At 37.6% G+C, this 22,691-nt stretch carries 32 protein-coding genes and 1 pseudogene; 31 read left to right on the top strand and 2 right to left on the bottom strand.

Annotated features, from left to right (window positions below; translation table 11 throughout):
• The first annotated feature begins 509 nt into the window (after positions 1–509).
• The 4 genes from AVJ19_RS00495 (at position 510) to AVJ19_RS00480 (ending at position 5,816) form a co-directional block, all read left to right on the top strand.
• Entirely contained in the window at positions 510–977 is a 468-nt protein-coding gene (locus AVJ19_RS00495) for a VRR-NUC domain-containing protein (RefSeq protein ID WP_111857885.1), read from the top strand.
• Positions 977–2,290, top strand: a complete 1,314-nt coding sequence (locus AVJ19_RS00490; RefSeq protein WP_111857884.1) for a hypothetical protein — start codon at positions 977–979, stop codon at positions 2,288–2,290. Before AVJ19_RS00495 ends, AVJ19_RS00490 begins: the two co-directional genes overlap by 1 nt.
• A 23-nt stretch (positions 2,291–2,313) precedes the next feature.
• Positions 2,314–3,249, top strand: a complete 936-nt coding sequence (locus AVJ19_RS00485) for a hypothetical protein (protein ID WP_111857883.1) — start codon at positions 2,314–2,316, stop codon at positions 3,247–3,249.
• Positions 3,250–3,458: 209 nt separating this feature from the next.
• Entirely contained in the window at positions 3,459–5,816 is a 2,358-nt protein-coding gene (locus AVJ19_RS00480) for a hypothetical protein (RefSeq protein ID WP_111857882.1), read from the top strand.
• A gap of 34 nt (positions 5,817–5,850) precedes the next feature.
• On the opposite strand, the gene AVJ19_RS00475 is transcribed toward AVJ19_RS00480, so the two are convergent.
• On the bottom strand, positions 5,851–6,315 hold the full coding sequence (locus AVJ19_RS00475) for a surface-adhesin E family protein (RefSeq protein WP_111857881.1): 465 nt from the start codon (positions 6,313–6,315) through the stop codon (positions 5,851–5,853).
• Between the two features lie 107 nt (positions 6,316–6,422).
• Here AVJ19_RS00475 and AVJ19_RS00470 point away from each other — a divergent pair, with 107 nt between their 5' ends.
• The gene (locus AVJ19_RS00470) at positions 6,423–6,926 is read left to right on the top strand and encodes a hypothetical protein (RefSeq protein WP_111857880.1); all 504 of its coding nucleotides are present in this window, start codon (positions 6,423–6,425) and stop codon (positions 6,924–6,926) included.
• Positions 6,916–7,431 carry a hypothetical protein gene (locus AVJ19_RS00465; RefSeq protein WP_111857879.1) on the top strand — a complete coding sequence of 172 codons (516 nt, stop codon included), beginning with the start codon at positions 6,916–6,918 and terminating at the stop codon, positions 7,429–7,431. Before AVJ19_RS00470 ends, AVJ19_RS00465 begins: the two co-directional genes overlap by 11 nt.
• Positions 7,432–7,485: 54 nt before the next feature.
• Here the strand turns inward: AVJ19_RS00465 and AVJ19_RS00460 are convergent, their stop codons facing one another.
• Complete coding sequence (locus AVJ19_RS00460; protein ID WP_111857878.1) at positions 7,486–8,235, bottom strand: Bro-N domain-containing protein; 750 nt, start codon at positions 8,233–8,235, stop codon at positions 7,486–7,488.
• Between the two features lie 438 nt (positions 8,236–8,673).
• On the opposite strand from AVJ19_RS00460, the gene AVJ19_RS00455 reads away from it, so the two are divergent.
• The 25 genes and pseudogenes from AVJ19_RS00455 (at position 8,674) to AVJ19_RS00335 (ending at position 22,636) form a co-directional block, all read left to right on the top strand.
• On the top strand, positions 8,674–8,919 hold the full coding sequence (locus tag AVJ19_RS00455) for a hypothetical protein (RefSeq protein WP_111857877.1): 246 nt from the start codon (positions 8,674–8,676) through the stop codon (positions 8,917–8,919).
• A gap of 59 nt (positions 8,920–8,978) precedes the next feature.
• Complete coding sequence (locus AVJ19_RS00450; RefSeq protein ID WP_111857876.1) at positions 8,979–9,467, top strand: hypothetical protein; 489 nt, start codon at positions 8,979–8,981, stop codon at positions 9,465–9,467.
• Positions 9,457–9,702 (top strand): hypothetical protein, encoded by a 246-nt coding sequence (locus tag AVJ19_RS00445; protein WP_111857875.1) that lies wholly within the window; start codon positions 9,457–9,459, stop codon positions 9,700–9,702. Before AVJ19_RS00450 ends, AVJ19_RS00445 begins: the two co-directional genes overlap by 11 nt.
• Before the next feature lie 8 nt (positions 9,703–9,710).
• The gene (locus AVJ19_RS00440) at positions 9,711–10,010 is read left to right on the top strand and encodes a hypothetical protein (RefSeq protein WP_111857874.1); all 300 of its coding nucleotides are present in this window, start codon (positions 9,711–9,713) and stop codon (positions 10,008–10,010) included.
• A gap of 31 nt (positions 10,011–10,041) precedes the next feature.
• The gene (locus AVJ19_RS00435) at positions 10,042–10,425 is read left to right on the top strand and encodes a hypothetical protein (protein WP_111857873.1); all 384 of its coding nucleotides are present in this window, start codon (positions 10,042–10,044) and stop codon (positions 10,423–10,425) included.
• Positions 10,426–10,486: 61 nt separating this feature from the next.
• Complete coding sequence (locus AVJ19_RS00430) at positions 10,487–10,762, top strand: winged helix-turn-helix domain-containing protein (RefSeq protein WP_111857872.1); 276 nt, start codon at positions 10,487–10,489, stop codon at positions 10,760–10,762.
• Positions 10,749–11,372 (top strand): hypothetical protein, encoded by a 624-nt coding sequence (locus AVJ19_RS00425; protein ID WP_111857871.1) that lies wholly within the window; start codon positions 10,749–10,751, stop codon positions 11,370–11,372. The genes AVJ19_RS00430 and AVJ19_RS00425 overlap by 14 nt, the downstream gene beginning before the upstream one ends.
• A complete protein-coding gene (locus tag AVJ19_RS00420) occupies positions 11,365–11,565 on the top strand; it encodes a hypothetical protein (RefSeq protein WP_111857870.1) in 201 nt (66 codons plus the stop codon). The genes AVJ19_RS00425 and AVJ19_RS00420 overlap by 8 nt, the downstream gene beginning before the upstream one ends.
• A gap of 6 nt (positions 11,566–11,571) precedes the next feature.
• Positions 11,572–11,751, top strand: coding sequence for a hypothetical protein (locus AVJ19_RS00415; RefSeq protein ID WP_111857869.1), 180 nt, complete (start codon positions 11,572–11,574; stop codon positions 11,749–11,751).
• Positions 11,744–12,097, top strand: coding sequence for a hypothetical protein (locus AVJ19_RS00410; RefSeq protein WP_111857868.1), 354 nt, complete (start codon positions 11,744–11,746; stop codon positions 12,095–12,097). The genes AVJ19_RS00415 and AVJ19_RS00410 overlap by 8 nt, the downstream gene beginning before the upstream one ends.
• Positions 12,090–12,314, top strand: a complete 225-nt coding sequence (locus tag AVJ19_RS00405) for a hypothetical protein (protein WP_111857867.1) — start codon at positions 12,090–12,092, stop codon at positions 12,312–12,314. Before AVJ19_RS00410 ends, AVJ19_RS00405 begins: the two co-directional genes overlap by 8 nt.
• Positions 12,307–13,125: a hypothetical protein gene (locus tag AVJ19_RS00400; protein WP_111857866.1), complete on the top strand. Its 819-nt coding sequence runs from the start codon at positions 12,307–12,309 to the stop codon at positions 13,123–13,125. Before AVJ19_RS00405 ends, AVJ19_RS00400 begins: the two co-directional genes overlap by 8 nt.
• On the top strand, positions 13,118–13,783 hold the full coding sequence (locus AVJ19_RS00395; protein ID WP_228203256.1) for an adenylosuccinate synthase: 666 nt from the start codon (positions 13,118–13,120) through the stop codon (positions 13,781–13,783). Before AVJ19_RS00400 ends, AVJ19_RS00395 begins: the two co-directional genes overlap by 8 nt.
• Entirely contained in the window at positions 13,783–14,331 is a 549-nt protein-coding gene (locus AVJ19_RS00390; protein WP_111857865.1) for a hypothetical protein, read from the top strand. The genes AVJ19_RS00395 and AVJ19_RS00390 overlap by 1 nt, the downstream gene beginning before the upstream one ends.
• Positions 14,332–14,409: 78 nt before the next feature.
• Positions 14,410–14,766 (top strand): hypothetical protein, encoded by a 357-nt coding sequence (locus AVJ19_RS00385; RefSeq protein WP_111857864.1) that lies wholly within the window; start codon positions 14,410–14,412, stop codon positions 14,764–14,766.
• 149 nt (positions 14,767–14,915) lie between these two features.
• The gene (locus AVJ19_RS00380; protein WP_111857863.1) at positions 14,916–15,344 is read left to right on the top strand and encodes a hypothetical protein; all 429 of its coding nucleotides are present in this window, start codon (positions 14,916–14,918) and stop codon (positions 15,342–15,344) included.
• The gene (locus AVJ19_RS00375) at positions 15,341–15,910 is read left to right on the top strand and encodes a hypothetical protein (protein WP_111857862.1); all 570 of its coding nucleotides are present in this window, start codon (positions 15,341–15,343) and stop codon (positions 15,908–15,910) included. The genes AVJ19_RS00380 and AVJ19_RS00375 overlap by 4 nt, the downstream gene beginning before the upstream one ends.
• Before the next feature lie 3 nt (positions 15,911–15,913).
• Entirely contained in the window at positions 15,914–16,246 is a 333-nt protein-coding gene (locus AVJ19_RS00370) for a hypothetical protein (protein ID WP_111857861.1), read from the top strand.
• A gap of 2 nt (positions 16,247–16,248) precedes the next feature.
• A complete protein-coding gene (locus tag AVJ19_RS00365) occupies positions 16,249–16,530 on the top strand; it encodes a hypothetical protein (RefSeq protein ID WP_111857860.1) in 282 nt (93 codons plus the stop codon).
• Between the two features lie 120 nt (positions 16,531–16,650).
• Complete coding sequence (locus AVJ19_RS00360) at positions 16,651–17,010, top strand: hypothetical protein (RefSeq protein WP_111857859.1); 360 nt, start codon at positions 16,651–16,653, stop codon at positions 17,008–17,010.
• Between the two features lie 72 nt (positions 17,011–17,082).
• Positions 17,083–18,306, top strand: a pseudogene (locus AVJ19_RS00355) (DNA cytosine methyltransferase); the annotation flags it as partial.
• Between the two features lie 144 nt (positions 18,307–18,450).
• Positions 18,451–19,308 (top strand): hypothetical protein, encoded by an 858-nt coding sequence (locus AVJ19_RS00350; RefSeq protein WP_111857857.1) that lies wholly within the window; start codon positions 18,451–18,453, stop codon positions 19,306–19,308.
• 11 nt (positions 19,309–19,319) lie between these two features.
• Positions 19,320–20,102: a hypothetical protein gene (locus AVJ19_RS00345; RefSeq protein WP_111857856.1), complete on the top strand. Its 783-nt coding sequence runs from the start codon at positions 19,320–19,322 to the stop codon at positions 20,100–20,102.
• On the top strand, positions 20,099–20,644 hold the full coding sequence (locus tag AVJ19_RS00340; protein WP_111857855.1) for a hypothetical protein: 546 nt from the start codon (positions 20,099–20,101) through the stop codon (positions 20,642–20,644). The genes AVJ19_RS00345 and AVJ19_RS00340 overlap by 4 nt, the downstream gene beginning before the upstream one ends.
• A 9-nt stretch (positions 20,645–20,653) precedes the next feature.
• The gene (locus tag AVJ19_RS00335) at positions 20,654–22,636 is read left to right on the top strand and encodes a terminase (protein ID WP_111857854.1); all 1,983 of its coding nucleotides are present in this window, start codon (positions 20,654–20,656) and stop codon (positions 22,634–22,636) included.
• Positions 22,637–22,691: the final 55 nt, after the last annotated feature.

Raw genomic sequence — 22,691 nt, 5'->3', positions numbered from 1 at the left:
TAATTTGCAATTTGCTCAAATGCGCCGTGAATGGGGCATATAATTTTTATTTTTTTTAGTGAGCCTTCATAGACAGATTCAGAGTAATCATATTTTTTACCGTGAACAGTTTTAGCCTTTTTTACAAATTCTTTTAAGCTTAATTTTTTCAAGACAATGATCCATAAAGAAATTTTAATTAGCATACCAATCATAACAAATTAAATTTAATAATTTACCTCAACTTAAAAAGAATAAATACTTGCCTAAATATTCCTTTTGGAATATATTTGAAAAGTCCTGTTAAGTGTTGTACTCACTTTAATAAAAGTAAGCAGGATTTCAGGGATTGTCGGTAGATAAGCCTTGAATATTTAAGATATGTGCGCTTTTTTCTGCCTTCCGAGTTCCCCAATTCGGAAGGTTTTTTTTAACTATTAAGAAATTAAAATATTCTTTTATATTACTTTCAGAATAAATTATGTAATAATTATTCCTTAATATTCCTTTTTGTTATTTGGACGTAATGAATGGTTAAGCGTGTTAGACCATATAGACCAAAAGATATATTCACGGTTAAAGCACCAGTACCAAGTAAAACTAGATATTCTGTGTCAGAACGTGCGGCACTTGGATTAGAACCACAAGAAGATGATATTCAAATGCAAGTATTTGAAGAATGCCATTACATTCGATATAACGGCTACCGTGTGAGTGAAATTATTCGACATATCCCTAATGGTGGTAATAGATCCGATTCTGAAGGTTCAAAATTTAAAAAAATGGGCGTTATTGCGGGTACACCAGACTGGTTATTGCCAGTACCAAGACAAGGCTATGGCAGTTTATACATAGAACAAAAAACAAAAAATGGTCGAGTTCGTCCAGAACAGAAAGTTCAAATGAAATTGCTTGAAGAAATGGGGAATAAGGTTCTGGTTTGTCGCACCGTTGCTGAAACGATCAAAGAAATCAAAGATTATTTAGGGATCAAATGATGAGTGAAATTAAACTGCCAAAATACGATGAGTTGTGGACGACTATTGGTAGAAATTGCCGTATAGCACGGGAAGTATCAGGCTATTCACGTTTGGATGTTATGTCCCTGTTATATGAGATTACAGGCGATAAGTTAAAAGTGCAGCTTAAAAACCTAAGTGATTTAGAAAACGGGCATAAGACATGCACTTTTGCTCATTTGGTAAGACTTTCACTGTTATACAAGTGCAGCTTAAACTTTCTAACTGGGCTAAGTCCGCATATTGAAATTAATATTGTTGAGAAAAAAAGTACAATATTGGGCGCAATCGAAAGTACAACAACTGAAATAACTGATCGTATCAGTGAAAAATTAAATGAGGTTTTAAGCTCGATTCCGAAACAACGTGGAGAGTTGCTACATAACACTGCAAAACGAACAATTACAGCAATTGATAAGCAAAAAAATAAAGACCTGGTATTTAGCGCAAACTATCCAAACATTGTAGACCTATCCAATGATCTAAAAGAGAAAGTGGCAGATTTTGAGGAGGCATCACGCCGTTACTATCGTTATGCTGAATTAAACCTTATTCAACAAATCGAAGATAAAAAACAAGAAGAACAAGAACAGTTAGGCACACGCTTGACAGATGATAAGGAATTAAGCGAACCAGAGCGATTACAGGCAAATAAACATGAATTGCCATGTGATGAGAAGTTTAATGCAATGGTGGGCTATAACAGCAAAATAGCACGTGAATGGGCGGGTATTAATCGTGATGTGGTGATGCAGAAAGTATGGAACTACAAAGAAGAAACCTTTAATAATCGTATTGTAGAACTTGAAAGCGGCGCACGCTCGTTCCCTTTGCCGATTATGATCAAAATTGCCAAATTATATGATTGCAGCTTAGATTTTATTGCAGGGATTAGTAATGAAGTCGAACTGAATACGCCGTCATCGCACAATGGCATTATTATCCAGAGCATGAGAAATGCAGCCCTAGAGATGGCTAATAGCCTAAGCAAAGATTTATGTTCTCTTTTAGACCATTTTCCTAAATATCACGGTGAATTACTCAAGCTTTACGCACAAAAACTTGTAGATGCAATTTTGGTACACAGGGCAGATCGTCAATTTTCGACTTCTTATCCTGAAGTGTTGGAAATGGCATTTAGTTTAATGGCTGAAATACAGGCATTTGATATGCTGATTGCCCGCTTTCATCGCTATGCGGAACTCAATATTATTGAAGTCATTGAGGAATATGAAAATAACGCATTTCACAAAAAAGGTAAAAATAAGCGAGTTAAAGCCAGTCGTGCATAATTTTGATTGATCAGGGATGAAACATGACTGATAATAAGCCAAAGCGAAAACCGAGATCCAACTATTCGGATGAGATTTGGTTTTGTGTGCGTACAGTCTATGAAGCAGACGGCGAATCAACAGTTGAGCGTATTGTTGAAATTGTTGGCGAGTTTTTAGGGGAAACCAAACTACCGAACCGCCGTACAGTGGTAACACGGGCTGAAAAGGAGGGTTGGGAGCGACCACAGAATATCAGCCAAAAGACCAATGCACAGCTATACAAATTAATGAAAAAAGCCCGTAATAGTTTAGATACGGCGACAATTGAAGATAAGAAAAATACTATAAATCAAGATGATACAGGTTTTTTAACAGATAAAGACCTGTATGTTTCACGCAGAAATGAAATAGTTTCACAGGCTTTAAGTGGAGTCAAAAAGTTGCTGTCTACAACCAGTAGACGCAAGCTCAAAATAGCCGATGTGATCCGCAGAAACAGAAATATGAATGATCAGTTGCAGCATTTAACCATGCATATCATTGATGAAATTGTCATAAATAAAACATTAATGTTGGATCGTACTTTCCAAGCGGAAGCAGAACCCGAAGATAAAGAACTCATCGAAAAATCATACGGCATGGCACTGGGCTTAGGTGAGCCAATTATGTTTTTAACAAATGCGTTAGAGAAACAAGCAAAGATGGATATATTGTTCTATGGCATTACTTCAGAAGATACCCGTGAACCTGAAACGGCGGGACGTTTAACAGATCTAAATGATGATACGGCGTATGAACAGCAGATGTTAGAACTGAAACAGCGTAATATCGAAATGATGGAACGCCGTGTAATGTTAGAGTCTGGTGATTTTGAAAGAGAGATTGAGGAAGAACAGCAAAGGCAGATGCAAGAAATGGGCTTGTTGGATGACGATATAAGCGAAGCTGAATATGAAGATATAGAAAATGATGTATAAGATTTTGTAATTAATTGTACTTCAAGTTGTTGATTTATATCTGTTAGTGTATAATTGCTTTGTCAGATAACACAAAGATGCTATCTGTTTTCCTGCTTATATACCCGTTCCCGAACGGGTATTTTTTTGCCTATTTTTTAAAGGAATATCGAGAAAAAGCCTGATCAAATAAAACCAATACTGCATCCAAATAGTAGAGGAATGCAGTCATGCTGAATACAGATCATCAAGGCTTTATTTTGGGTGAGTTACGACTCAAACAGATTAGAGATGGTGTAGAAAATACACATGAAAACACGGAAAAAATCTTAGAGTTTTTAAAGGCTGAAATGCGCCGTATGTCGGAAGCGGGTCAAGCCCAATCGGATACGCTGAATAAAACGCTACAGGACTATATCAAGCAAAATAAGAAAGCAAAGGATGCAGCAAGCCAGTCCAACGGCGCAAATACACAAAATAATGCACAGCCAAGCCCTAGTACGGGTACTGGTCGTGCAAGCTCAAGACCTTCACGCAATGCTGATAGCAATAGCAAGTCTAATCGCCCACGCCCAAGCCGAGATGCTGAAGATCCGAACCCTAATCCAACACGGCGTAGCAGAGTGCATAGTCAAGCTGAAGAACGCGCACAACAGGAACGTGAGAGATCAAATCAAGATCGGGACAGTAAAGGTCGTTTTACTGCTAAAGATAAGACAATTTTAGATAAGTTTAAGGACTTTTTTAAAAATGGTAGTAGTTCAGGTGTTAATACTGATACCAAAGGATATGATCCAACAATAGATGCATTGAATGAGTTAAAAGATGTTGTTTCCCCAGTGGGCAATATCTTTGGCAAGATGACTTCAAGGGCTATCGGTGTTTTTCGTGGTCGTATGCGTAAGAATCGCAATGAACAGACGCTACCTGAAGAACAACAACAAGCGAATCGCCGTGAGCAAGAGTCAGATAAGGAGCGTAATAAGCTGTTAAAACGCCTGATTGATGCTGTACGGGCGAATGGCGGCGGCGGTGGTGGATTATTCGGTGGATTCTTTGGAAATCTGTTTAAAGGCGGAAAGGGATTATTTAAAGGATTATTGAAGCGTATTCCTTTGCTTGGCTTGTTATTTGGTGGTGCTTCATTATTTTCTGAATGGGGCAAGCTCGATAGTGGCGGTAAAGGCAAAGGTATCGGCAGTCTTGCGGGTGGTGCGCTTGGTGCAATTTTTGGATCAGCATTTGGACCATTGGGGACAATCGGTGGGGGGATGCTTGGGGCATATCTAGGTGGTATCTTTGGTAAAAAGGTTGGTGAATGGACAGATAAGCTTAAAGATTCTGATTTTGTTGGGATTTTTAAAAGTTTATGGACAGATGCAATCAATAAGATTGTAGATATTGCTGAAGCTATTAAAAACTCAGAGATTGTGAAAGATACTAAAGAAAAGATAAGCAATGGTATTGATTACATTAAACAGGGTGCATCAAATATTGCGGGTAATATAAAGGCGGGGGCAAGAAATCTATATAACAAGGCTACAGGCAATAGTGGCGGTGGATCGGGTGTAAGTGGGGTTGATCTTTTAAGTTATGGTCAGGGGGGATCAGGGGTTGTTACTACTAATGGTAATGGTTCAAAAGCTGTAGGTATTGAGAATGCGTATTTTAAAAATGGGAAAAATATGGCTAATACGTTGCGAATGGATGACGGTTCAATAGTTACACGTACAGGGGCGCGTAATTGGAGAAACAATAATCCAGGCAATATTCGACCTGGTGCAGTATCTCGTAAATTTGGTGCTTTGGGTGCTGATAATCCAAATAATAAGAAAGATCAGTTTGCTATTTTCCCAGACTATGAAACAGGGAGAAAGGCTAAAGAGTATTTAATTTTTGAAAGCACAGATATAGCAAGAAAGTTGCAGACAAAAGCAGATTATGGTGCAGGGAAAGGGTATAGAGATAAGACCTTAGCACAAGCAATTACAGCCTATGCTCCGCCTGAAGATAAAAACGATACTGCTAGATATATCCGAAATATTACCAATGCTGTAGGCTCAAACAAGCGTATGGGTGATTATACGGCGGCAGAACGTAAAATCATTATGGATGCTATGCAAAAAGAAGAAGGTTGGAAAGTTGGTACTGTTACAGTTGATAAAAAGGCAGTTAAACAGCAATCAGCCAATCAATCGCCCGCCGTGCAGCCTAAAGGTAAGGAAGTTATTCCAATTCCACAGCAAACGGCGAATGTAAATAATAAAAGTAAGATGGTGACACCAAAATCATCTAAAGATCTTGCAGATTTTGCACAGAATGCAGAAATGCCAATATCAAGTAGAGTTTTAAACCCCAATGTTACACCTAAAACAAAGACTATTTTGCAGATGAATCGAATGCAGTCATCTAATATTACTAAAGTTCAGCCAGTTGCACCAGAACGTACGCCGTTAAGCTCTACCAACAAAGCAACACCAGTGATGACGGCGCAAGCTCAAGATTCAAGTATTAATCAGAATGTATCGGATCGTGGATTAGCGCATATATTTAGTGGTGGGATTGGGTTTAAGATCTTGCAAGGTTAAATAAAAAGCCCGATTAATTTCGGGCTTTTATTATTTATTTACAGGCGAAATCATATATTTTTCTATTGATTAGTGATGTTTGAATGGATTCATAGTAAAGGTGATCATACATGTGCGTTGATTCTCTTAAATCATCCCCATCAAAACCACGTACAGTCATTTCATCAAATCGACCTACTGTTTTACTGTTTGATGTTCTTCCCGCATAAAAAACACCACCACCTACAGCTACAGTCTTATTTTTGCATTTAACAATAGTTGTTGTAATCGATGAGCGATAAGGATCAGAAACATAGCTAGTTACAGGTGAATTAGATTTAAAGTAAACCATCACTTGTATAGTGTCTTTCGCGACTCTTTTCTTTGAATTTTGGTCAAGATATGTTTGCGAAAGTCCCGCATTATCTTCCAATAACAATAATTTTGGTGAATATGCATGACTTGGTAATGTGATAGATGACACAAGGCATATTGCCGATATTTTAAGTAGATATTTCATTGCATAAGCCTGTTTCTAGTTGGAATGTATATCATAGATTATTTTTTCATATATTTTATGTAGTTGTGTATGATATACGGGTAATAATTATTGAATTTGGGGAAATGATGAACATTAAAAAGTTCTTAATAGGCGGTATATTTTTTATTACAGCAAATATGGTTCATGCATTAACGTTAGATCAAGCGGTAAATCAATACAAAAATAAGCAGTTGCGAGGTATTAATGCTGAAAATATAGCTGAAGCAAAGAAAGCAGGGGATGATGAACCTTATATCTATGAAGCAAACACAAGGCAGATGATTAAGGCTGATCTAAATGGGGATGGTGTTTTAGATTATGTTGTGCCTATAAATTATTGTGAAAAAACTAATTGTCATTTAACCACACATGTAAATGAAGTAGCGGTGTTTTTAGGACAAAAAAATAAGCAAGTGAAATTTTTTGATTCGATAAGTGCAGCATATCAACCAGATATAAAAATAACTAAAAATAATACTATACAGGTTGTGGATAGAGAATACGGCGATAATGATCCAAGTTGCTGTCCGTCAGTAAAGGAAACTAGAACATACAAGATTGTGAAAGGAGAATTGCTCCGTGTTCATTAATTTAATTAAGGGATGTATGAAACACTTAAAAATTGGGTTGTTGTATGTGTTAGCTATAGGTGTTAATGCTCATGCTGAAGCAAATTCAACTCAAAACGAAGCATTGGCTAAAAAGTATAGTGAATGTGCTGCATCGACTTTAAGAACAGGGATGATCAAAACAGCATTTAACCAACAGGTTGATAGGGAGGCTACCCGTCTTACACAGGCGGGTATACTTTCAATTTCTTATGCTGCATGGTTGACCTCATACGAGAATGCAAAAAACTTATACATAGAAGATGATAAAAAGTTGTTGCAAGCATTTTCTAAATATAATGCAAATAATGGCAGTCGATCAGATATTTATAATTACACGGTAAAGTACTTAGTACCGAAGAACGAAAAATGTGTTGCTTTGTTAACTAAACTTACTAAAGAAAAGAAATTTATTGAAGATATGCAATCAGAGGAAGCAAGTAAATTTATGTCGGAAATACTGGAATACGCTAAAAAAAGTTTATAGAAGTCATTTTTTTATTTATTGTAGGAAAGCCCGATATAGAATCGGGCTTTTTTATTAAGCTTTACGCCGTATTAGATCAGTACATTGTATTTTGAACAATTGAGGAAACTTAACATTGGTGTTTTCATGTAGGTTTTCAACAGATCCATGCATTTGATCAAGTAACTGCTGTAACAATGCTGCATCCGCACGACCTCTAATGAAATACTTAATCAAAGCCTTTTCACATGCTCTACGTGTATTTAGATAGGGTTCAATGATGCTATACAGGCGTTTGAACTCACTTTCTAATAAAGGCAATTGTTCAACTTCAAACTGTTCAGGGCTTGGTGTATTGGTTACATGACGTAAAGACGACCATGTAGCACGACTAAAAGCATCTTCATGATCAAAGAATGAAGCACAGAACCAAACAAGGCGTTTAATATTATTCATATCATCACTGGTGATGTAATTCGGTGCTTTAGGTTGTGTTGGCACCTGGTATTGTCCAGTTTTGCGAATGGTTGGTAAAACTTCGTTAAATACCCAGTCTTGGAATTGTCTTGCTTCGGGTTTATTTGAGCGAAAAATCACACGGTATAGGTTGGGTTCGTTGACGTAAATAATCTTTTGATTGCCGCCGTTTGAAGGGGTGGATAGTTTTTCCACCCCTTTATTATCTAATTCAAATTTACTTGAAGAACGAGAATCAAGGCTTAAAACTATACAAATATCACGTAAACAAAAATAAGGTTCGCCGTTGATCATTTGAACACGGACATTGTGATCTTGGTGAAAGGTAAAAGTAGAAATAGCATTCATGGGCGAATACTCCAGTTGAAAAGGAATTTTCACCACCAAAATTAAGACCAATCAATTAGGGTGGCAGATTAAACAGGGTTGGTCTTGCTAGTCAACTGGGTCTAGCGCATCTTGCGATGCCCCTGCCTAATCCACCATAACGGATGTTTCTACAGGGTGTAGAAAGCTATAGGCAAAATAAAACCGCTATTGCGGTCATTTGACCAGTTGAATATTTTGGAGACCAATCCAAACACCTGATTTTGCAGATGCATAATTAAAATAGAACTTGGCACGGCGAAAGTCAAACATTATTGAGAATCAATCTTAAAAAGAATATTGAAGAAATATAATAACCAAATAGAAGAATAAAAAGAATAAAAATGTTTATAATTATTCCTAAAAGAATATATAATCAATTCATGGAATAGGAATATCAAAATAATTGGATCTTTATTAATGCCTAAACTTCAGACCAAAGACTTATCGCTTGATTTCTTTAATGAACAGGTCATGACATTTCTCCTTAGTGAAAATCTTAGTGATCAGGAATTGGAGAATTTCTTAGAAAAGATGGTTTTGATCTTCATAGGTTGTTTAGGCAACTTTCATGATGTTGATAAAACGAAAGTCTTTATTGAGCAAATGAAAAATAGCATTGATTTAAGTCGAAGTTTTTATGACGAAACAGAAACAAAGCAATGATGAGATATACCGAGATCCATACACGATTGACTGGATCGAGCAGTTAAAGGGCATAGAAGATGCAATTGAACAAAACGACAGTAGAACAAACGATTTTGCAGCAGTTCGGGCTATCGAAAGTCAAGAAAATGCTCAAGCAATTAAAAGGAAATAAGTGTGATGGCGTGTATATCGCCGTGAATCGCTATCGTGGCGGTGTCTTGTTCTTTGAGATGAATGAAAAGTATATCTGGTGTGATTACTTGGATCAGAAGGGCTTTAAAAAGACACATTACAAAAGCTATGGCGAAATCTTTAATGACTTACGTTTGCTTGGTTACTTCCATGTCGAAGTATCACGTTTAGAAAGTGAATTAGAAAAAACTGAAATTGAAGATCAGCGTGACGAAAAGCCCGTTGAATACATTAACAGCCGTGTAAGTGGTTTGCGTGACTCACTTACTTTGCGCTCTGAAAATGATCATGAAAATAGCGATTATTGGCGTGGACAGCGTGACACGCTTGAAACGGTGCAATTCATTATCAATGAGGTGCGCCATGCTTGTTGATCCAAGTTACACATTGATTGTGATCAAGCCGTCAGAAGATCCTAGCAAGGTTTCATTGATGGTTGATGATGAAACTTATGAAATTGTCAGCACATTAAGCGGCACTGATTTAGATGCAATTGGCAAAGAGCAAGTCTTTCAAGAATCACAGCATCCATTGCACAAGACAATCATTTTTATCCCACAAGCATTGGGTCGTATTTTTGATGAATACATTAACCCAGACAAGCTATAGGCAGTGCCATGACTGAATTTATCGTGATTCTTCTGGTTTTGATTGCTGTATTTATTTGGGCGTTATGCAAATGGAATGTATCAAATATTCCGCTTGATTCAGATGATTTATATGAATGGCTTGTGATCTATAAAGACCTTCACGGCGGGACGTATCGCAAAGTGATGTTGATAGATACAAAGACATTGAATGCTCAATTACTGAATACGTTAGAAGCGGAATTATCAGCAGAGTTTGATAAGCCATGTATCACAAACATCATGCTGTTAGGCAAAGTGTTTGAAAAGATTGATGATTTTAAGGCTTAAATCATGAATATGATTATATGAGGAATTGTAAATGATTAAAACCACATTGCCTTTGTTGTATATCGAGGGTTCACAAAACATAACTAAAGATCAAAAAAAGCAATTAGTAGATGCTTTTTTTGCAGAGCATAGAGTAGCTAATGGGTGGTTAAGCTCAGAATCTTATTCTCATGAACTAGAACCTGTATTTCAGGTTGAATCAGTTGATTGGGATAATTTGACTGTAGATATAACTAGTAATCAACTGACTACAGATGAGTACCTTAAAGATACCGTTGTTGCAATGATTTTTTTTGGAAAACTTACAGACAAATTAAGACCAGATGAATTTTTGGGGTTTTATTTTGATTCAAAGAGTCGGAATGATGGGGCTTATTGGGATGATAATGATCAGAGAATAAGAGTTAAATCATAAATATGATTATATGATTATATGATTATATGATTATATGATTATATGATTTTTAAAGGGAATTATGAAATCACTGATTGATACTTTTGAGTGTGTTTTAGCTGTTCTAAAAGCAATCGAAGAAACACCAGTTGCAACAACAAGGGAAGTGCAAAAGAAGTGTTTGAGTCATCTGTCTCTGAGAAGCGCACAGCGGTACTTAAAGGGATTGGAGGATGCAGGATATATCAGATCAATTCCTAGTAATGCTAGATGTTCACGATATTTCTTGGATGCCAAAGGTAAAAGCTTATTTAAGCCGAAAAATCATAAAGGAGCAGTTTTAAATGCAAATGAGTGAATCAATTCTTTTTACCCGCCATTTGGTTGCGGGTGACTATACGGCGGCATTCAAGCTCACAGGCATTGAGTGGGATATAGCTGATTTTAACTGTCCTGAATCACAAATCTTAAATGATGCAGATATTCGTTTTGGTCATAAAATCACGGATTTTTTTAAAGAAAACGGTTTCTTATTTGATGAATACGATGAATCCATCAAAAAAGGCTTTAAGGCATATATACCGCAATATTTGCTTGAGCATCCCGTGCGTAAGATGTTGCTTAAAGTTATGCGGATTAAAGCCATAGCAGTACCGCCGTCACCAATTACGATTGATTTATCCCATCTTTCAAAAGAACAAATAGAAATGCTTAAAAAAGATATTAAAGAGGTTACAGCTAAGTCTACAGATAGCGTTGTCATGCCGCAAAAAACAAATGATCCCGCTGAAGCTGTGTCCTTAGCGGCAAATGTGTTTCTGGGTTCTGAACGGCAGTATCCACTTAATCCAAAGCATTGCACACATTTCTCTACAACATTGTTTTTTGAGGGTAAAGCTGAATGTTTTGGATGTGGTGCAGTTGTTAATACGGATCGTGAATTAATTGAGGTAGAGAATCATGAGTAAGAAAAAAGATAAATACAGCAACGAAGAATACACACAGGCTCTTAAAGATTGTCCTGAGTGTGGTTCTGATTATGTGCATGAAGATGGAAACAATGAGGAATCGGCAGTTACTTGTGGTGATTGTGGATTCGAGGTTGTGACTAATAATGTCGCTAAGTCCAAGAATAAATGGAACGAAATTGAAAGGAATTAAAAGCACATGACTGATGATTTTAAATGCCCACACTGTAACGCCGTAAATGATACGACAGACTGGTTTGATCATTGGCGTTGGGATGGTGATGTTTTTGAGATTCGTTGCTGTGAGTGTGAGGGATCATCTTCTGTCAAGGTAACAGTAAGTGTGGACTATGAATGTGTTGAGGAAAGCGATGAATAATCAAGACATGCAAGAACAATTTAAAGCAGAAATTATAAAAAATGATTATTTCTTACGGGTTTGCAGAATTAAAGGAATTGAACCGCATGAAATACTTAGTCTGCATACAGATGGGCAGTTTAAATATAGCGATGTACGGTTGGCTTATGGTGCATGGTTGACCAAAGCATTTGAATTGCAAAAGAAAGAAAAGCGGATTGAGAAAGCTACTGCAAAATGGGTGTCAATAGCTTCTATTTTGACAACAGTGGATATGGATATTCCAGATGCGATCTTTAAGCAGCTTGATCAATTACATGATGCGCTATGTGGAATGGATGAGATTCGAGGTGAAAGCAATGGCTGAAATCACAACTGAAATCACACATTTGACCATTGAGGACACAGGGCATGGGCATACCAGTGTTTCAGTAAAAATTCTAGATGGTAAAGATTTTGTATTGGCAAAAATTGATGATTTGGAAATTGAAATAGAGCTAAGCATTGCATTGGCTTTATGTATTGAGTTAGCGGAACAGTTCAAATTTGGCTTGGTGGATTTGGAGGGAGATCGTCATGGATAAGTGCAGAGAAGCATTTGAAAAATCAAAAGTATTCAAGTGTTTTTACTCAACACTTATGGTTTTTGATGAAACCTTAAATTGCTATACCACAACCAACAGCTTGCGGTTTGCTGATGCTGAAAAATTAACGGCGGCTTGGTGGGCTTGGCAAGAACAACAAGTTGAGATGGATGAACTTCAAAGGGCTTTAAAACTTAAAACAAGACATTCTGATTTCTACGAAAATAGTCGAAAAGCTCATAGGGCTTTAAGTCGATATAGAAAGAGTCTGATTGATGAATTGCGAAAGCATTCAACAATGTTGCGTGGTGCTGCTAAAGGTTGGATATACACAGAACGTGAAAAGAATATATTAATCAGCCAAGCTGATGATCTTGATCGGATTTTAGGTGGTGAAAAAACCATACAATCCAATTCAAATGAAACCACAGTACACACCGCTGAAATGCATTTTGTTGGCTTTAAAAAATCAGAGCGGGTTACAGAGCAAGAAAACTCAATTAAGCGTGAAACTCATAAATTTATAAAAAATTCGATACAAGAAACACGAATTGAACAGGCTTTGAGTTTAATTAAAGCGTGGGATGATCAAAGTTATAAAGATGATGCTGAACAATTAATTAATGTTGATTTAGTTGAAGCCCTACAAGGTAATGACGTTATTGAAGATGTACGCGTTAATTTAAGTAGTCTATTAGATTTTGTGAAAAGTTTAAGGGCTGAATTTGATCTTAACGCTGTGCAGGGCATGGAAGCTGTAGAGCGTCAAATAGAATTGCTTGAGCAGTTTGTGGGCGTTGATCATGACTGAATTAAACCATCGCAAACTATGTGAAATTGGCGCACGTTTCTTAAAACGTCCTGAATCTGCCAACGGTCACGGTTGCCATTTTGCAATTGTAGAACCATCTTGCTATGGGGAAAATCCCGATGTATTTGGTGTTAGGCATGGATTTAACGGCGCAACTTTCTTGCTAGAAGCGAAAATGAGCCGATCAGACTTTTTAGCAGATAAGAAAAAACCGCACCGTATGAATCCTGAAACTGGTATCGGGAAATATCGTTACTTTATCTGTCCCAATGGATTGATTAAACCTGAAGAATTACCTGAAAAATGGGGCTTGATCTATGTTCGCCCTAAAGGGATTTGTAAGGTCATTGCGGGTGTTTTGGCAGTACCAAGAATCAAATATTACTCTGAGTGGTCAAAGACCAATAAAAGCCATTTAGACCACAAAGCAGTAGAAGAAAATTTTAAAACATTGGCTTTCAATGAGCGCAATTTTCAGAACGAAATGAATCTTTTAACAATGGCTTTGGCTCGTTTGGGTGATGCTGAAGAAATACTTTATATGCAGCGTGGTTATTCAAGATTGCAAGTGAAATACCAAGAACTACAAAGCGAAAATAAGGAATTAACAGCATACAAGAATCGCATTGAATGGCGACAAAATAAGGGTAATGAATAATGGATACATTAACGGTAAAACAAGCACTTATTGCGATTGCAACAGAAGAAAATAAGCCGCCGTATGGCATGTGTGTTGTGCGTGATGTAGTGACAGCATTTCGTGAAAATACTGAACATCATTTGAAATCCAAGATATTGGCAAAGTCGCCGTTTTTTGATGATAAAAAAGAAAAACAGCCTGAAAAACCACAACAACCCAAAAAACAGCGTTTTAATTCAGGGCGAGAACTAAGCAAAAACGCTCAATGGTTAGTTGATCTTTGTGAGCCAACAGGCATGACGACCATAATTAGCGAATTATTGGGTTTTAGCAGTGGATTTTTTACAGATTACAAAAGTGGTCGCCGTGAATTACCAGATAGCATCTTGGAAAAGGTTAAAGCTATTGAAGTGCGGGCGAAAGAAGTTTTAGCAGAACGTCAAAAAGCCTATGAGCTAAAAGTTGCACATGGCACGGCGACACGCTATGGCAAAGGTTGTCGTTGTGATTTATGCCGTAGGGCTTCAAGTAAAAAAAGAGCTGGACTTAAAAGGGCGATGGTATGAGAACAACCATGCTTTTACTTGTTGTTTTAATCATGTGGATGCTTTGGGTGATAGATCGGGCTTATTGGGATTATTTCTATGCATAAAAATGTTCAAATTGCGATTGCGAAAAAGGTTAAAGAAGTAGCTAAAGACTGTCATCGGATTCATAGAACATCTTTAGTACGTTATGAAAAACAATACGAGAAATTTTATATTCATTGTTTGAAATATTTCGGGTGTGAAATTACTAGAAATTCGGGGACTGCCTTATATTACATAGTATATCAGCCTACAAACTTGAATCGTACTATAGAAGATTGCATAGCGTCTTATAATGAATCCTTATTAAAAAAATCAAAACCATTTGTATTTAATGTGTCCCATGTTGCCTTTTTTATATTAGGCATGTTGTTCATGGTTGTTATTGCGATGATTCGTTTATATGCAACCTAAAGGCACAACACATATCGAGTTCGGGGACGGCACGTACTGGAAGAAAACAGACGATAACGATTGGTATTTTTGGCGTGATCGGTTTGGTTGGTGTCAGTACGTGGGAATGAAGAACAAAGGCTTTTACGAAAAATTTAGGGCGGTTTGAGATGGGAAATTTAAGAGAACGACTCAGTATTTTAAATATTCTTGCGGTGAATAAAATTGAAAAAATGGATGATCCAGAATGCGTAAATATTTTAAGTGGTTGTCTAAGTGCTAATCGGTTCATACCTGTTTATCAGCAAATGTTGTGTGAATACCAACAGGCAATAGAATGCTGTGAATCAATAGAAAAGCCTGAATTAAAGCAATTTGAATGGGGTGATCAATTACTAGAAGTTATCTACAGCAAAAACAGTACAAACTTTGAAAAAGCAAAAAAATGGCTAACAACAGAAGATATAGCCGTTATAGAGGGTGATTTAAAAGAAGCCTACTTACTTGAATATTTAAATTCTAACTTGCAAACGGAAACAGAAGTTTTTCTAAGTTATTTATATGGCATTGGTTGGTTTATTAAGGAGTTACAGCCATGAAAACCATTAAAATCGAAATACCATTTCCAGATATTCAAACACTTATCAAGCCTACGGTTTACCGTACTTTCCTAAAAGACTGCAAAAACTTGGATGAGGTAAAACAAGTCGAGAACCTTGTTAAAGATATTTTAAAACTCGAAGTCCTTAATGAGATTATCAATGCACCCGATGACAAGCTGCGTGATTTTTGTTTCTATTTGATTGAAAAGTACATTCCATCAAAACATGAAGGTTTGGATTTTATGATTACTGAAGCCTTAATGATTTTTTTTAAAGGATTTAAAAATCGGGTAGGTATGTCAATTAATGATTATATGTTTAGTTACGAAATCATCTACTCACCTGAAAAATACGCTTGCGACCAATATCCATCACAGCTATTTGATACTAAATATGAATTGATTAAATTTCTATTGGAACAACATATAAATTCTACTGAGTGTAAAGATCAAATTCAATATACGACACAGAGCATTTGTGAACGTCAAAAAGAGAATCATACAAAAAATGAGGCTATTGCTCGTTGTGACTTTGCTCAAATCCCTATCTATAAGAGTAAATAGACCATGCAAAACGCCGTGAATCATATTAGACAGTGGGGCATACCATCGGCGAAAAAGGCTATCGAATTTGCAAGGAAAAACCATCTAAGCTATGTCATTGAAAAGCATTCAAATAAACGTATTCAAGTTGTTTATTTAAAAGAGCTTGTTGCAAGTTTTGATTTGGTTGAAGAAATGGGCGGCTATAGTCGCTGTAAATTCTATATGACAGGTATGCTTTTAAACGGTAGCGATTCAGTCAGATGCCCTGATACCAAAAAGGTCGTGGCAAAAGCTGTTTTGGAAAAAGCACTAGATGATTATCAGCAAATATCAATTGAGTTTTTGGAGGAATAAAGATGCTTAAAATTTTTAAAATTAAAACACCTGATAGAGAAACATTAGAATTAAGTAAATTATATAAATTTTTGTTTGATGATCTTGTTTGCGGTTGGATGGGGAGAACAGGACACTATGCTTACAGTGAAGATCCAACACAAATAGCAGAAAACCAAGATGGGTATATTTATTGTTGGGAGCATACAGAGTACAGTCGAAAAATATCAGCCTCACCTGAAGCTTATCGCTATAAGTACCCTATTGATCCACTAGAAGTCCCAGAATTAATTTTGCCAAAATAAGAGATAAACCATGAATATTAATTTTGAACAAATATTGGCAGATAACCCAAAGCAAGAAGAACCGCTAAACACATTGAAATAGAAACCACTATCGCCCCATAGTATTAGGAATGCCAATGCATGAAAATAGTCAGCCTTAATGAATTATTAGATTTAGATTATTCAACGCTATATCAAGAAATTATAGACATTTCGGGATTTCATTCAAAAGGACCGCTAAAAATATTTCATCCAGATTGGATGCGAAAAAAAGGACTGAAAGTTAATTCTTTTGCATCACAAACAATAGACACAGATGCTATAGATTGCATGGATTCAAGTGATTTTTTTGATTTGGTCGAATTACTAGAATCGGGTAGTAGTGTGCCATTTGATAATGAAAGTATTGGAAGTGTTACAGCAATGGATCATGAAACAAGATTTATTATTTTTGAACCAAGTGACATAACCTTATTTAAGGAAATAGTGAATAAACTTTAAATCTAGGAATATCAAGAAACGGCGATTCACAGCATTGAAAGAATAACCCTATTGAAAAGATAGGGTTTTTTTATGGATCGGGCAATTAACGTCTTGAGTTTGTTTGATGGGATCAGTGCAGGGCGTTTAGCATTAGAGCGTGCAGGGATTAAAGTAAATACATACTATAGGTCAGAAATTGATAAATACGCTTCACAAGTGGCAATGCATCATTACCCAGATGATGTGCAGCTAGGTGATGTAACCAAGTGGCGTGAATGGGATATAGATTGGTCATCCATTGATATGCTGATTGGTGGTTCGCCGTGTCAGGGATTTAGCTTTGCAGGGAAACAGGCGGGGACTAAGGCGATTTTAAACGGCGTAGAAATATTAGTGACAGATCGACAAACATATTTAGATTTAAAAGAAAATGGGGCTGAGTTTTTAAGTCAATCTCACTTATTTTGGGAGTATGTTTTAATTTTGGATCATGTCAAAAAGCACAATCCTAATGTTAAATTTTTACTCGAAAATGTCAGGATGAAAAAAGAATTATTAGAGATGATCAGTGATGCTTTAGGCGTTGATGACACTGTAATCAATAGTAATTTATTATCAGCGCAAAACCGCCATCGCCATTATTGGTGCAATTGGAATGTTGAACAGCCAGAAGATAAAAACATTCTTTTAAAAGATATTTTAGAAGATGGCGTTTTTTCTGAAAAAAATAAATCACAAACTGTCCTATCAACCATCTACAAAGAAAATGTTAAAAGCATGGTTAAGCGAGGGAAAACAGGATTATGTGTTACCAATGTGAATCCGTCAGGGCGTGGCATGAATGGCAATGTATATCATACCGATGGTAAATCACCATGCTTAACAGTTGGTAAAGGCGAAGGCATTAAAATAACAGGCGGTGCAATTCGTGGTCGTTGCATTGTAGACAGTAAATGCCAAGACCATAAAATGAAAGTTGCAGGGATGACAGAGCAACGATTAGAGATCCGTGAAGATGGTAAAACCAATGCATTAACAACGGTTCAAAAAGATAATGTTGTTGTACGTGCAACAGTTCAGGCTAATGCTGAGCATACAGACAATGGAAAGAGTCCTACATTAACAGCAGCAATGGGGGTTGGTGGCGGGAATGTTCCTCTTTATACGTGTGCAGAAATTGCACATGAATTTAAAGGTAAATATATAGATAAAAATGACAGGCTCTATTACCGCAAACTCACCCCAACAGAATGCGCCAGATTACAGACTTTCCCCGATGGTTGGGCTGAATCAGTAGTAAGTAAAACCCAAGCCTATAAAGCCTATGGTAATTCATGGACAGTGGATGTAATCGCACATATTTTTAAAGCTGCTTTTCAATAATCTAGGAATACTGAAAAACGCCATTTTGTAGAACATAAACAATAGCCCTAAATAGATTTTTAGGGCTTTTTTATTATGTCTGGGTCAAGAATTACAAAACTGATCACATTTGACTTAAAAGATCGTGGACGACAGTTCACAGGTCAAGATCGTTCTAATGTGGATTTAAAAACATGGGTGGATCTAATTAATTCACCACAAACGCAAGAAATGATCAGTACAGGCGGTATGTTTGGCTATTACGGTCATCAAATCCGCCAACTATTTGGCATGTATCCACCAGAAACGGCGGTATTAGAAAACGGTAAAACCGTAAAGATTAGTCCCGCACTTCGTACAGTTGAATTGAGTGCGACCGATGATGGTGTTGTAAGTCATCGTGTCGAGTTTTTAGAAACGCCAGAAGGTGAACACGCATATCGGCAATACAAAGCCAAAGTGGGCGGTTTTTCCATTGCATGTGATTTTAAAAACATGTTGGGGCGTATTTTACCGACCATCATGGGCGGGTTTGACTATGTTTTACAGCAAAACTATGTCTACAACACAAGCAACGGACTATTTGATAGCGCCGTGCCAATGCCCGACATTGTAAAAACCACGTTAGAAATCAGCTTAGGTGAAATGTACGACTGCATTCACCAATCTAACTATGCAGAGCATTTAACCGAAAGTGCGGCAGAACAGATGCTACAGGCGGCAGAACTCGAAAACCGCTTTATTGAAGAAATGGCGAAAGAAGCCAAGAAAAAAGAATTGCAGCAAAAGCAGCAACAGTCGGTCTATGACAGTGCTTTGTGTCCTACACAGCCATTTACTGATTTTATGGATGAAAGCAATCAATTCTTAGATTCCACAACAAACAGCGCAAATGATGACAAGCCTAAAAAAACGGCGGGGAAAATCATTGGCGGCATGTTTAATTGGTTTTAAGGGTGGTCGCTATGCAAAAAAGAACAAGCCGTGAAGCGGTGGTGAATGCCCTATGTTTGATGGTCCTAGACTTTCAAAAATGGATGATTGCTGAAACCAAAGCTATGCATCACTGGAAGAATCAAAGTACCCCAACGGCGATTGTTGAGGGGCGCATGATTGATGACGTTCAAGCACAGTTAGACAGCTATCGTAAATTGGGAGAAAAATCCGCTGTTTTACCACGTTTATTGCTGTCTGTGCAGCGCATTAAAGAAGCCCCAGACGTAAGCCAAATCATCGGCGTACCGTTTGAAAGAAATGCAGTCATACCAACAGATCCAAAGCAACGTAAAGTTGCTATACGTACGATTCCACGTTCATACCGGGTGCAATATGCATTTGTAGTGAATGATCCTGATTCGGCACAGAGTTTTACGGATCAATTTACATCCTACATTCAATTGCTTGAAAAACGCCGTATTGAAATTGAATACGAATTTACAAGTGATGTTAAGGATAAATGGCATTTAACGATCTTTGATAACTCAATTTTCCCCGATTCAGCAAGTGTTGAAGAAAGCAATATCACTATTGGACTGCTTGATTTCACTATGTCTGGGCTGTTGCCGCAGATAGTTAGTGGATTGCCGCAGTACGGCGAACCAGACGATAAAGAAGTACCACCCGCATTCCATGTGGTTGTTGAAGCCGATATGTATCCAGATGTGGATGATCCCCATTTGCGTCAAAAAGCCGACCCCGACACAGGGGAACGTACAAAAGAGTGGATCGAAAAGGGGAATCAGCCATGAATGACATTATTTTAGATGTGCGTATCTCTAAATATGAAGAACCAATACGCATGATTGCGATCTATGATCGTCAAAACGGACGTTTAACGATTGAACGTGCGTTACCCTATGCGTTGCCTAAAGATCCATACAAGAACAAAACAGCAGAACAAATAGAGCAGCTTAAAGCCAATGAACGTTATACGTTGCGTGTCGTAGATGATCCAAATATATACAAGTGGGATTTACGCTTTCAAGAGCAAGAAGATCTAACACAAGCAATCGCTTCATATTATGAGTTGCATCGTTCAGGTTGTTTGATTTTAGGTGCTGAAATTGCTAGTCGCTATTTGGTTGATGGGATATTGCAGACAACTAAAGTAGACCCAAATCGGGGGAATGCATACGAAATAGATCATGAACAGACCACATGCGGGCATATCGCCGTTTTAGCTGCATGTTGGGCTGCTTTACGATCAGGACGTACAGCCGCTTTAGTTGATGAGCAAAATGAAGCAACACAAGAGCAAGAGGATGATTTCCTAGTACCGTTCACGATCTAAGGTGGCGGTATGCTGAAAAGTCTGAATGATCTACCTGAATGGCACGCCGCCTGTAAGCGGTATCGCTACAATTTATCACGCTTTGCTATCGAAGCATTGGGAATGGACATCACTTGGCAACAAGATGAACTCTATAACTCAATTGCGGTACCTGGTAGCCGTACATCCGTGTCATCGGGGCATGGCTGTTTTGGTTATGGCACGCTGATAAAAATGTATGACGGCAGCTTTAAAGCCGTTCAGGACATAGACACAGACGATATTTTAATGGGAGAGGACAACTTTAGCCCTAGAGTTGTTCTGTACCCGTTAAAAGGCATAGAACGCTTATATAAATTCACTTATACCAACGGCAAACATCACGTTTTCAATGCGTCACACATTCTTTGTTTGATGGATGAAATCGGTTGCACATTGACGGCGACCGTCAGTGAATATTTGAAGTGGAAAAGAAAAAAACAGCGCCGTTATACGCTTTATAAATGGTCGGAAAATGGCTATGAGCGTGTTTATTTAAAGTCAGTTAAATCAATTGGTAAAGGTTATTATTACGGCTTTGAACTTGAAAATAATCATAAATTCTTAGGTGAAGACGACATTGTTTTACACAACACAGGTAAAACCCGTTCAGCGGGTGTTACAGCGTTGTGGCATTTACTATTTTTCCCGCATTCAATCATGCTTTTCACAGCACCACAGATTGATCAGCTTAGAAAATTAGTCTGGAAAGAAATTGAAATCTGTAAAGACTTGCTGAAAAAAGGGCGTTTGGCATGGATTGCTGATTATGTCGAAGTTTTAGCAGAAACGGTTTACATCAAAGGCTGTAAAAAGACTTGGCATGTATTCGCTAAAACCGCACCCGCAAATAAGCCGACCAACTTGGCGGGTTTGCACGGCGACAATTACATGGTGTGGTGTGATGAAGCCGCAGGGATTGCCAATGAAGTCTTTGACGTACTGATCGGGGCATTAACACATAAAGATAACCGCATGTGTATGACTTCACAGCCCGCTAGACCGTCAGGCTTTTTCTTTGATTCACATCATAAATTATCTAAAGCGGCAGGCGGTGTCTGGAATGCACTCGTATTTAACAGTGAATTATCGCCAATCGTTAGTATTGAAAAATTAAAAGAAGCGATTTTACAGTACGGCAGCCGTGATGATCCGCAATACATGATTCGTATTCGTGGTCTATTCCCAGATCTTGCGGGCGAGTTCCTAATTACGCACAAATACGCACGACAAGCATGGTTAGGCAAGTGTTTAGATGAAAAAGACAAGCACAAAGACTATGGCTACTTTATGTCGGTGGATGTAGGCGGTGGTGTAGGTCGGGATGATTCGAGTATTGTTATTGCTAAAGTTTGGGGTAATCAGCACTATGGTCCAAGAGCAAGACGGGTTGAAATTACCCGCATACCACTATGTAAAAACAATGACAATATTCATGAATTAACGGCAGTTATTAATGAATGCATGGTTCAGTTCCCGAACATCACGCTATTGTTGGATGCCAACGGCGCAGGGGCAGGGCTTGCACAGCATTTAAAATCAATCGGGATATATTACAAGCCGATATTCTGGGGCGGGCAATGCTTCTCGACCAAAGCACGTAAGGAATATGTCAATAAACGGGCGCAAGCGTATGTATGTTTGAGCCGTGCTGTAGCATCGAACCGATTTAAGATCAGGACCATGTACTTAAAAGCCAAAGCGGAAGAACAATTGACTCGTATTCCGTACACCTTTGATGATCAGGCACGTTTTAAAATCTTGTCTAAGGAAGATATGCGCCGTAAAGGGATTAAATCGCCCGATTTGGTTGATACATTCGCATTTATGTTTATGGACGGTACTGTATATTCGCCCGCAAATGATTGCTTCAGTAGTGATGAGGATATGCAAGGCTTTCATGAATCATCGCCAGACATGGATAAAAAGGCTGATTTGGAGCGCGCTAAGAAGCTTGCGGATCTTTATGCTTAGGAATATCAAAATATTCATTTTGGGGAAATCTCTATAACTATAGTTTTTATACATA

Source organism: Acinetobacter sp. CFCC 10889, from assembly GCF_003268395.1.
In the GTDB taxonomy this organism is placed as follows: Bacteria; Pseudomonadota; Gammaproteobacteria; order Pseudomonadales; family Moraxellaceae; genus Acinetobacter.
Note: the sequence above shows the minus strand (reverse complement) of the source record. Positions and strands in the feature narration are given on the sequence as shown.

Coding starts and splice junctions, on each gene's coding strand:
- AVJ19_RS00370 (WP_111857861.1), top strand. CDS start 15,914: ATGCAAAACGCCGTGAATCATATTAGACAGTGGGGCATACCATCGGCG.
- AVJ19_RS00385 (WP_111857864.1), top strand. CDS start 14,410: ATGCATAAAAATGTTCAAATTGCGATTGCGAAAAAGGTTAAAGAAGTA.
- AVJ19_RS00495 (WP_111857885.1), top strand. CDS start 510: ATGGTTAAGCGTGTTAGACCATATAGACCAAAAGATATATTCACGGTT.
- AVJ19_RS00345 (WP_111857856.1), top strand. CDS start 19,320: ATGCAAAAAAGAACAAGCCGTGAAGCGGTGGTGAATGCCCTATGTTTG.
- AVJ19_RS00430 (WP_111857872.1), top strand. CDS start 10,487: ATGAAATCACTGATTGATACTTTTGAGTGTGTTTTAGCTGTTCTAAAA.
- AVJ19_RS00490 (WP_111857884.1), top strand. CDS start 977: ATGAGTGAAATTAAACTGCCAAAATACGATGAGTTGTGGACGACTATT.
- AVJ19_RS00405 (WP_111857867.1), top strand. CDS start 12,090: ATGGCTGAAATCACAACTGAAATCACACATTTGACCATTGAGGACACA.
- AVJ19_RS00470 (WP_111857880.1), top strand. CDS start 6,423: ATGAACATTAAAAAGTTCTTAATAGGCGGTATATTTTTTATTACAGCA.
- AVJ19_RS00425 (WP_111857871.1), top strand. CDS start 10,749: ATGCAAATGAGTGAATCAATTCTTTTTACCCGCCATTTGGTTGCGGGT.
- AVJ19_RS00395 (WP_228203256.1), top strand. CDS start 13,118: ATGACTGAATTAAACCATCGCAAACTATGTGAAATTGGCGCACGTTTC.
- AVJ19_RS00435 (WP_111857873.1), top strand. CDS start 10,042: ATGATTAAAACCACATTGCCTTTGTTGTATATCGAGGGTTCACAAAAC.
- AVJ19_RS00420 (WP_111857870.1), top strand. CDS start 11,365: ATGAGTAAGAAAAAAGATAAATACAGCAACGAAGAATACACACAGGCT.
- AVJ19_RS00460 (WP_111857878.1), bottom strand. CDS start 8,235: ATGAATGCTATTTCTACTTTTACCTTTCACCAAGATCACAATGTCCGT.
- AVJ19_RS00400 (WP_111857866.1), top strand. CDS start 12,307: ATGGATAAGTGCAGAGAAGCATTTGAAAAATCAAAAGTATTCAAGTGT.
- AVJ19_RS00440 (WP_111857874.1), top strand. CDS start 9,711: ATGACTGAATTTATCGTGATTCTTCTGGTTTTGATTGCTGTATTTATT.
- AVJ19_RS00360 (WP_111857859.1), top strand. CDS start 16,651: ATGAAAATAGTCAGCCTTAATGAATTATTAGATTTAGATTATTCAACG.
- AVJ19_RS00390 (WP_111857865.1), top strand. CDS start 13,783: ATGGATACATTAACGGTAAAACAAGCACTTATTGCGATTGCAACAGAA.
- AVJ19_RS00380 (WP_111857863.1), top strand. CDS start 14,916: ATGGGAAATTTAAGAGAACGACTCAGTATTTTAAATATTCTTGCGGTG.
- AVJ19_RS00480 (WP_111857882.1), top strand. CDS start 3,459: ATGCTGAATACAGATCATCAAGGCTTTATTTTGGGTGAGTTACGACTC.
- AVJ19_RS00335 (WP_111857854.1), top strand. CDS start 20,654: ATGCTGAAAAGTCTGAATGATCTACCTGAATGGCACGCCGCCTGTAAG.
- AVJ19_RS00455 (WP_111857877.1), top strand. CDS start 8,674: ATGCCTAAACTTCAGACCAAAGACTTATCGCTTGATTTCTTTAATGAA.
- AVJ19_RS00365 (WP_111857860.1), top strand. CDS start 16,249: ATGCTTAAAATTTTTAAAATTAAAACACCTGATAGAGAAACATTAGAA.
- AVJ19_RS00485 (WP_111857883.1), top strand. CDS start 2,314: ATGACTGATAATAAGCCAAAGCGAAAACCGAGATCCAACTATTCGGAT.
- AVJ19_RS00350 (WP_111857857.1), top strand. CDS start 18,451: ATGTCTGGGTCAAGAATTACAAAACTGATCACATTTGACTTAAAAGAT.
- AVJ19_RS00340 (WP_111857855.1), top strand. CDS start 20,099: ATGAATGACATTATTTTAGATGTGCGTATCTCTAAATATGAAGAACCA.
- AVJ19_RS00445 (WP_111857875.1), top strand. CDS start 9,457: ATGCTTGTTGATCCAAGTTACACATTGATTGTGATCAAGCCGTCAGAA.
- AVJ19_RS00475 (WP_111857881.1), bottom strand. CDS start 6,315: ATGAAATATCTACTTAAAATATCGGCAATATGCCTTGTGTCATCTATC.
- AVJ19_RS00450 (WP_111857876.1), top strand. CDS start 8,979: ATGCAATTGAACAAAACGACAGTAGAACAAACGATTTTGCAGCAGTTC.
- AVJ19_RS00375 (WP_111857862.1), top strand. CDS start 15,341: ATGAAAACCATTAAAATCGAAATACCATTTCCAGATATTCAAACACTT.
- AVJ19_RS00410 (WP_111857868.1), top strand. CDS start 11,744: ATGAATAATCAAGACATGCAAGAACAATTTAAAGCAGAAATTATAAAA.
- AVJ19_RS00415 (WP_111857869.1), top strand. CDS start 11,572: ATGACTGATGATTTTAAATGCCCACACTGTAACGCCGTAAATGATACG.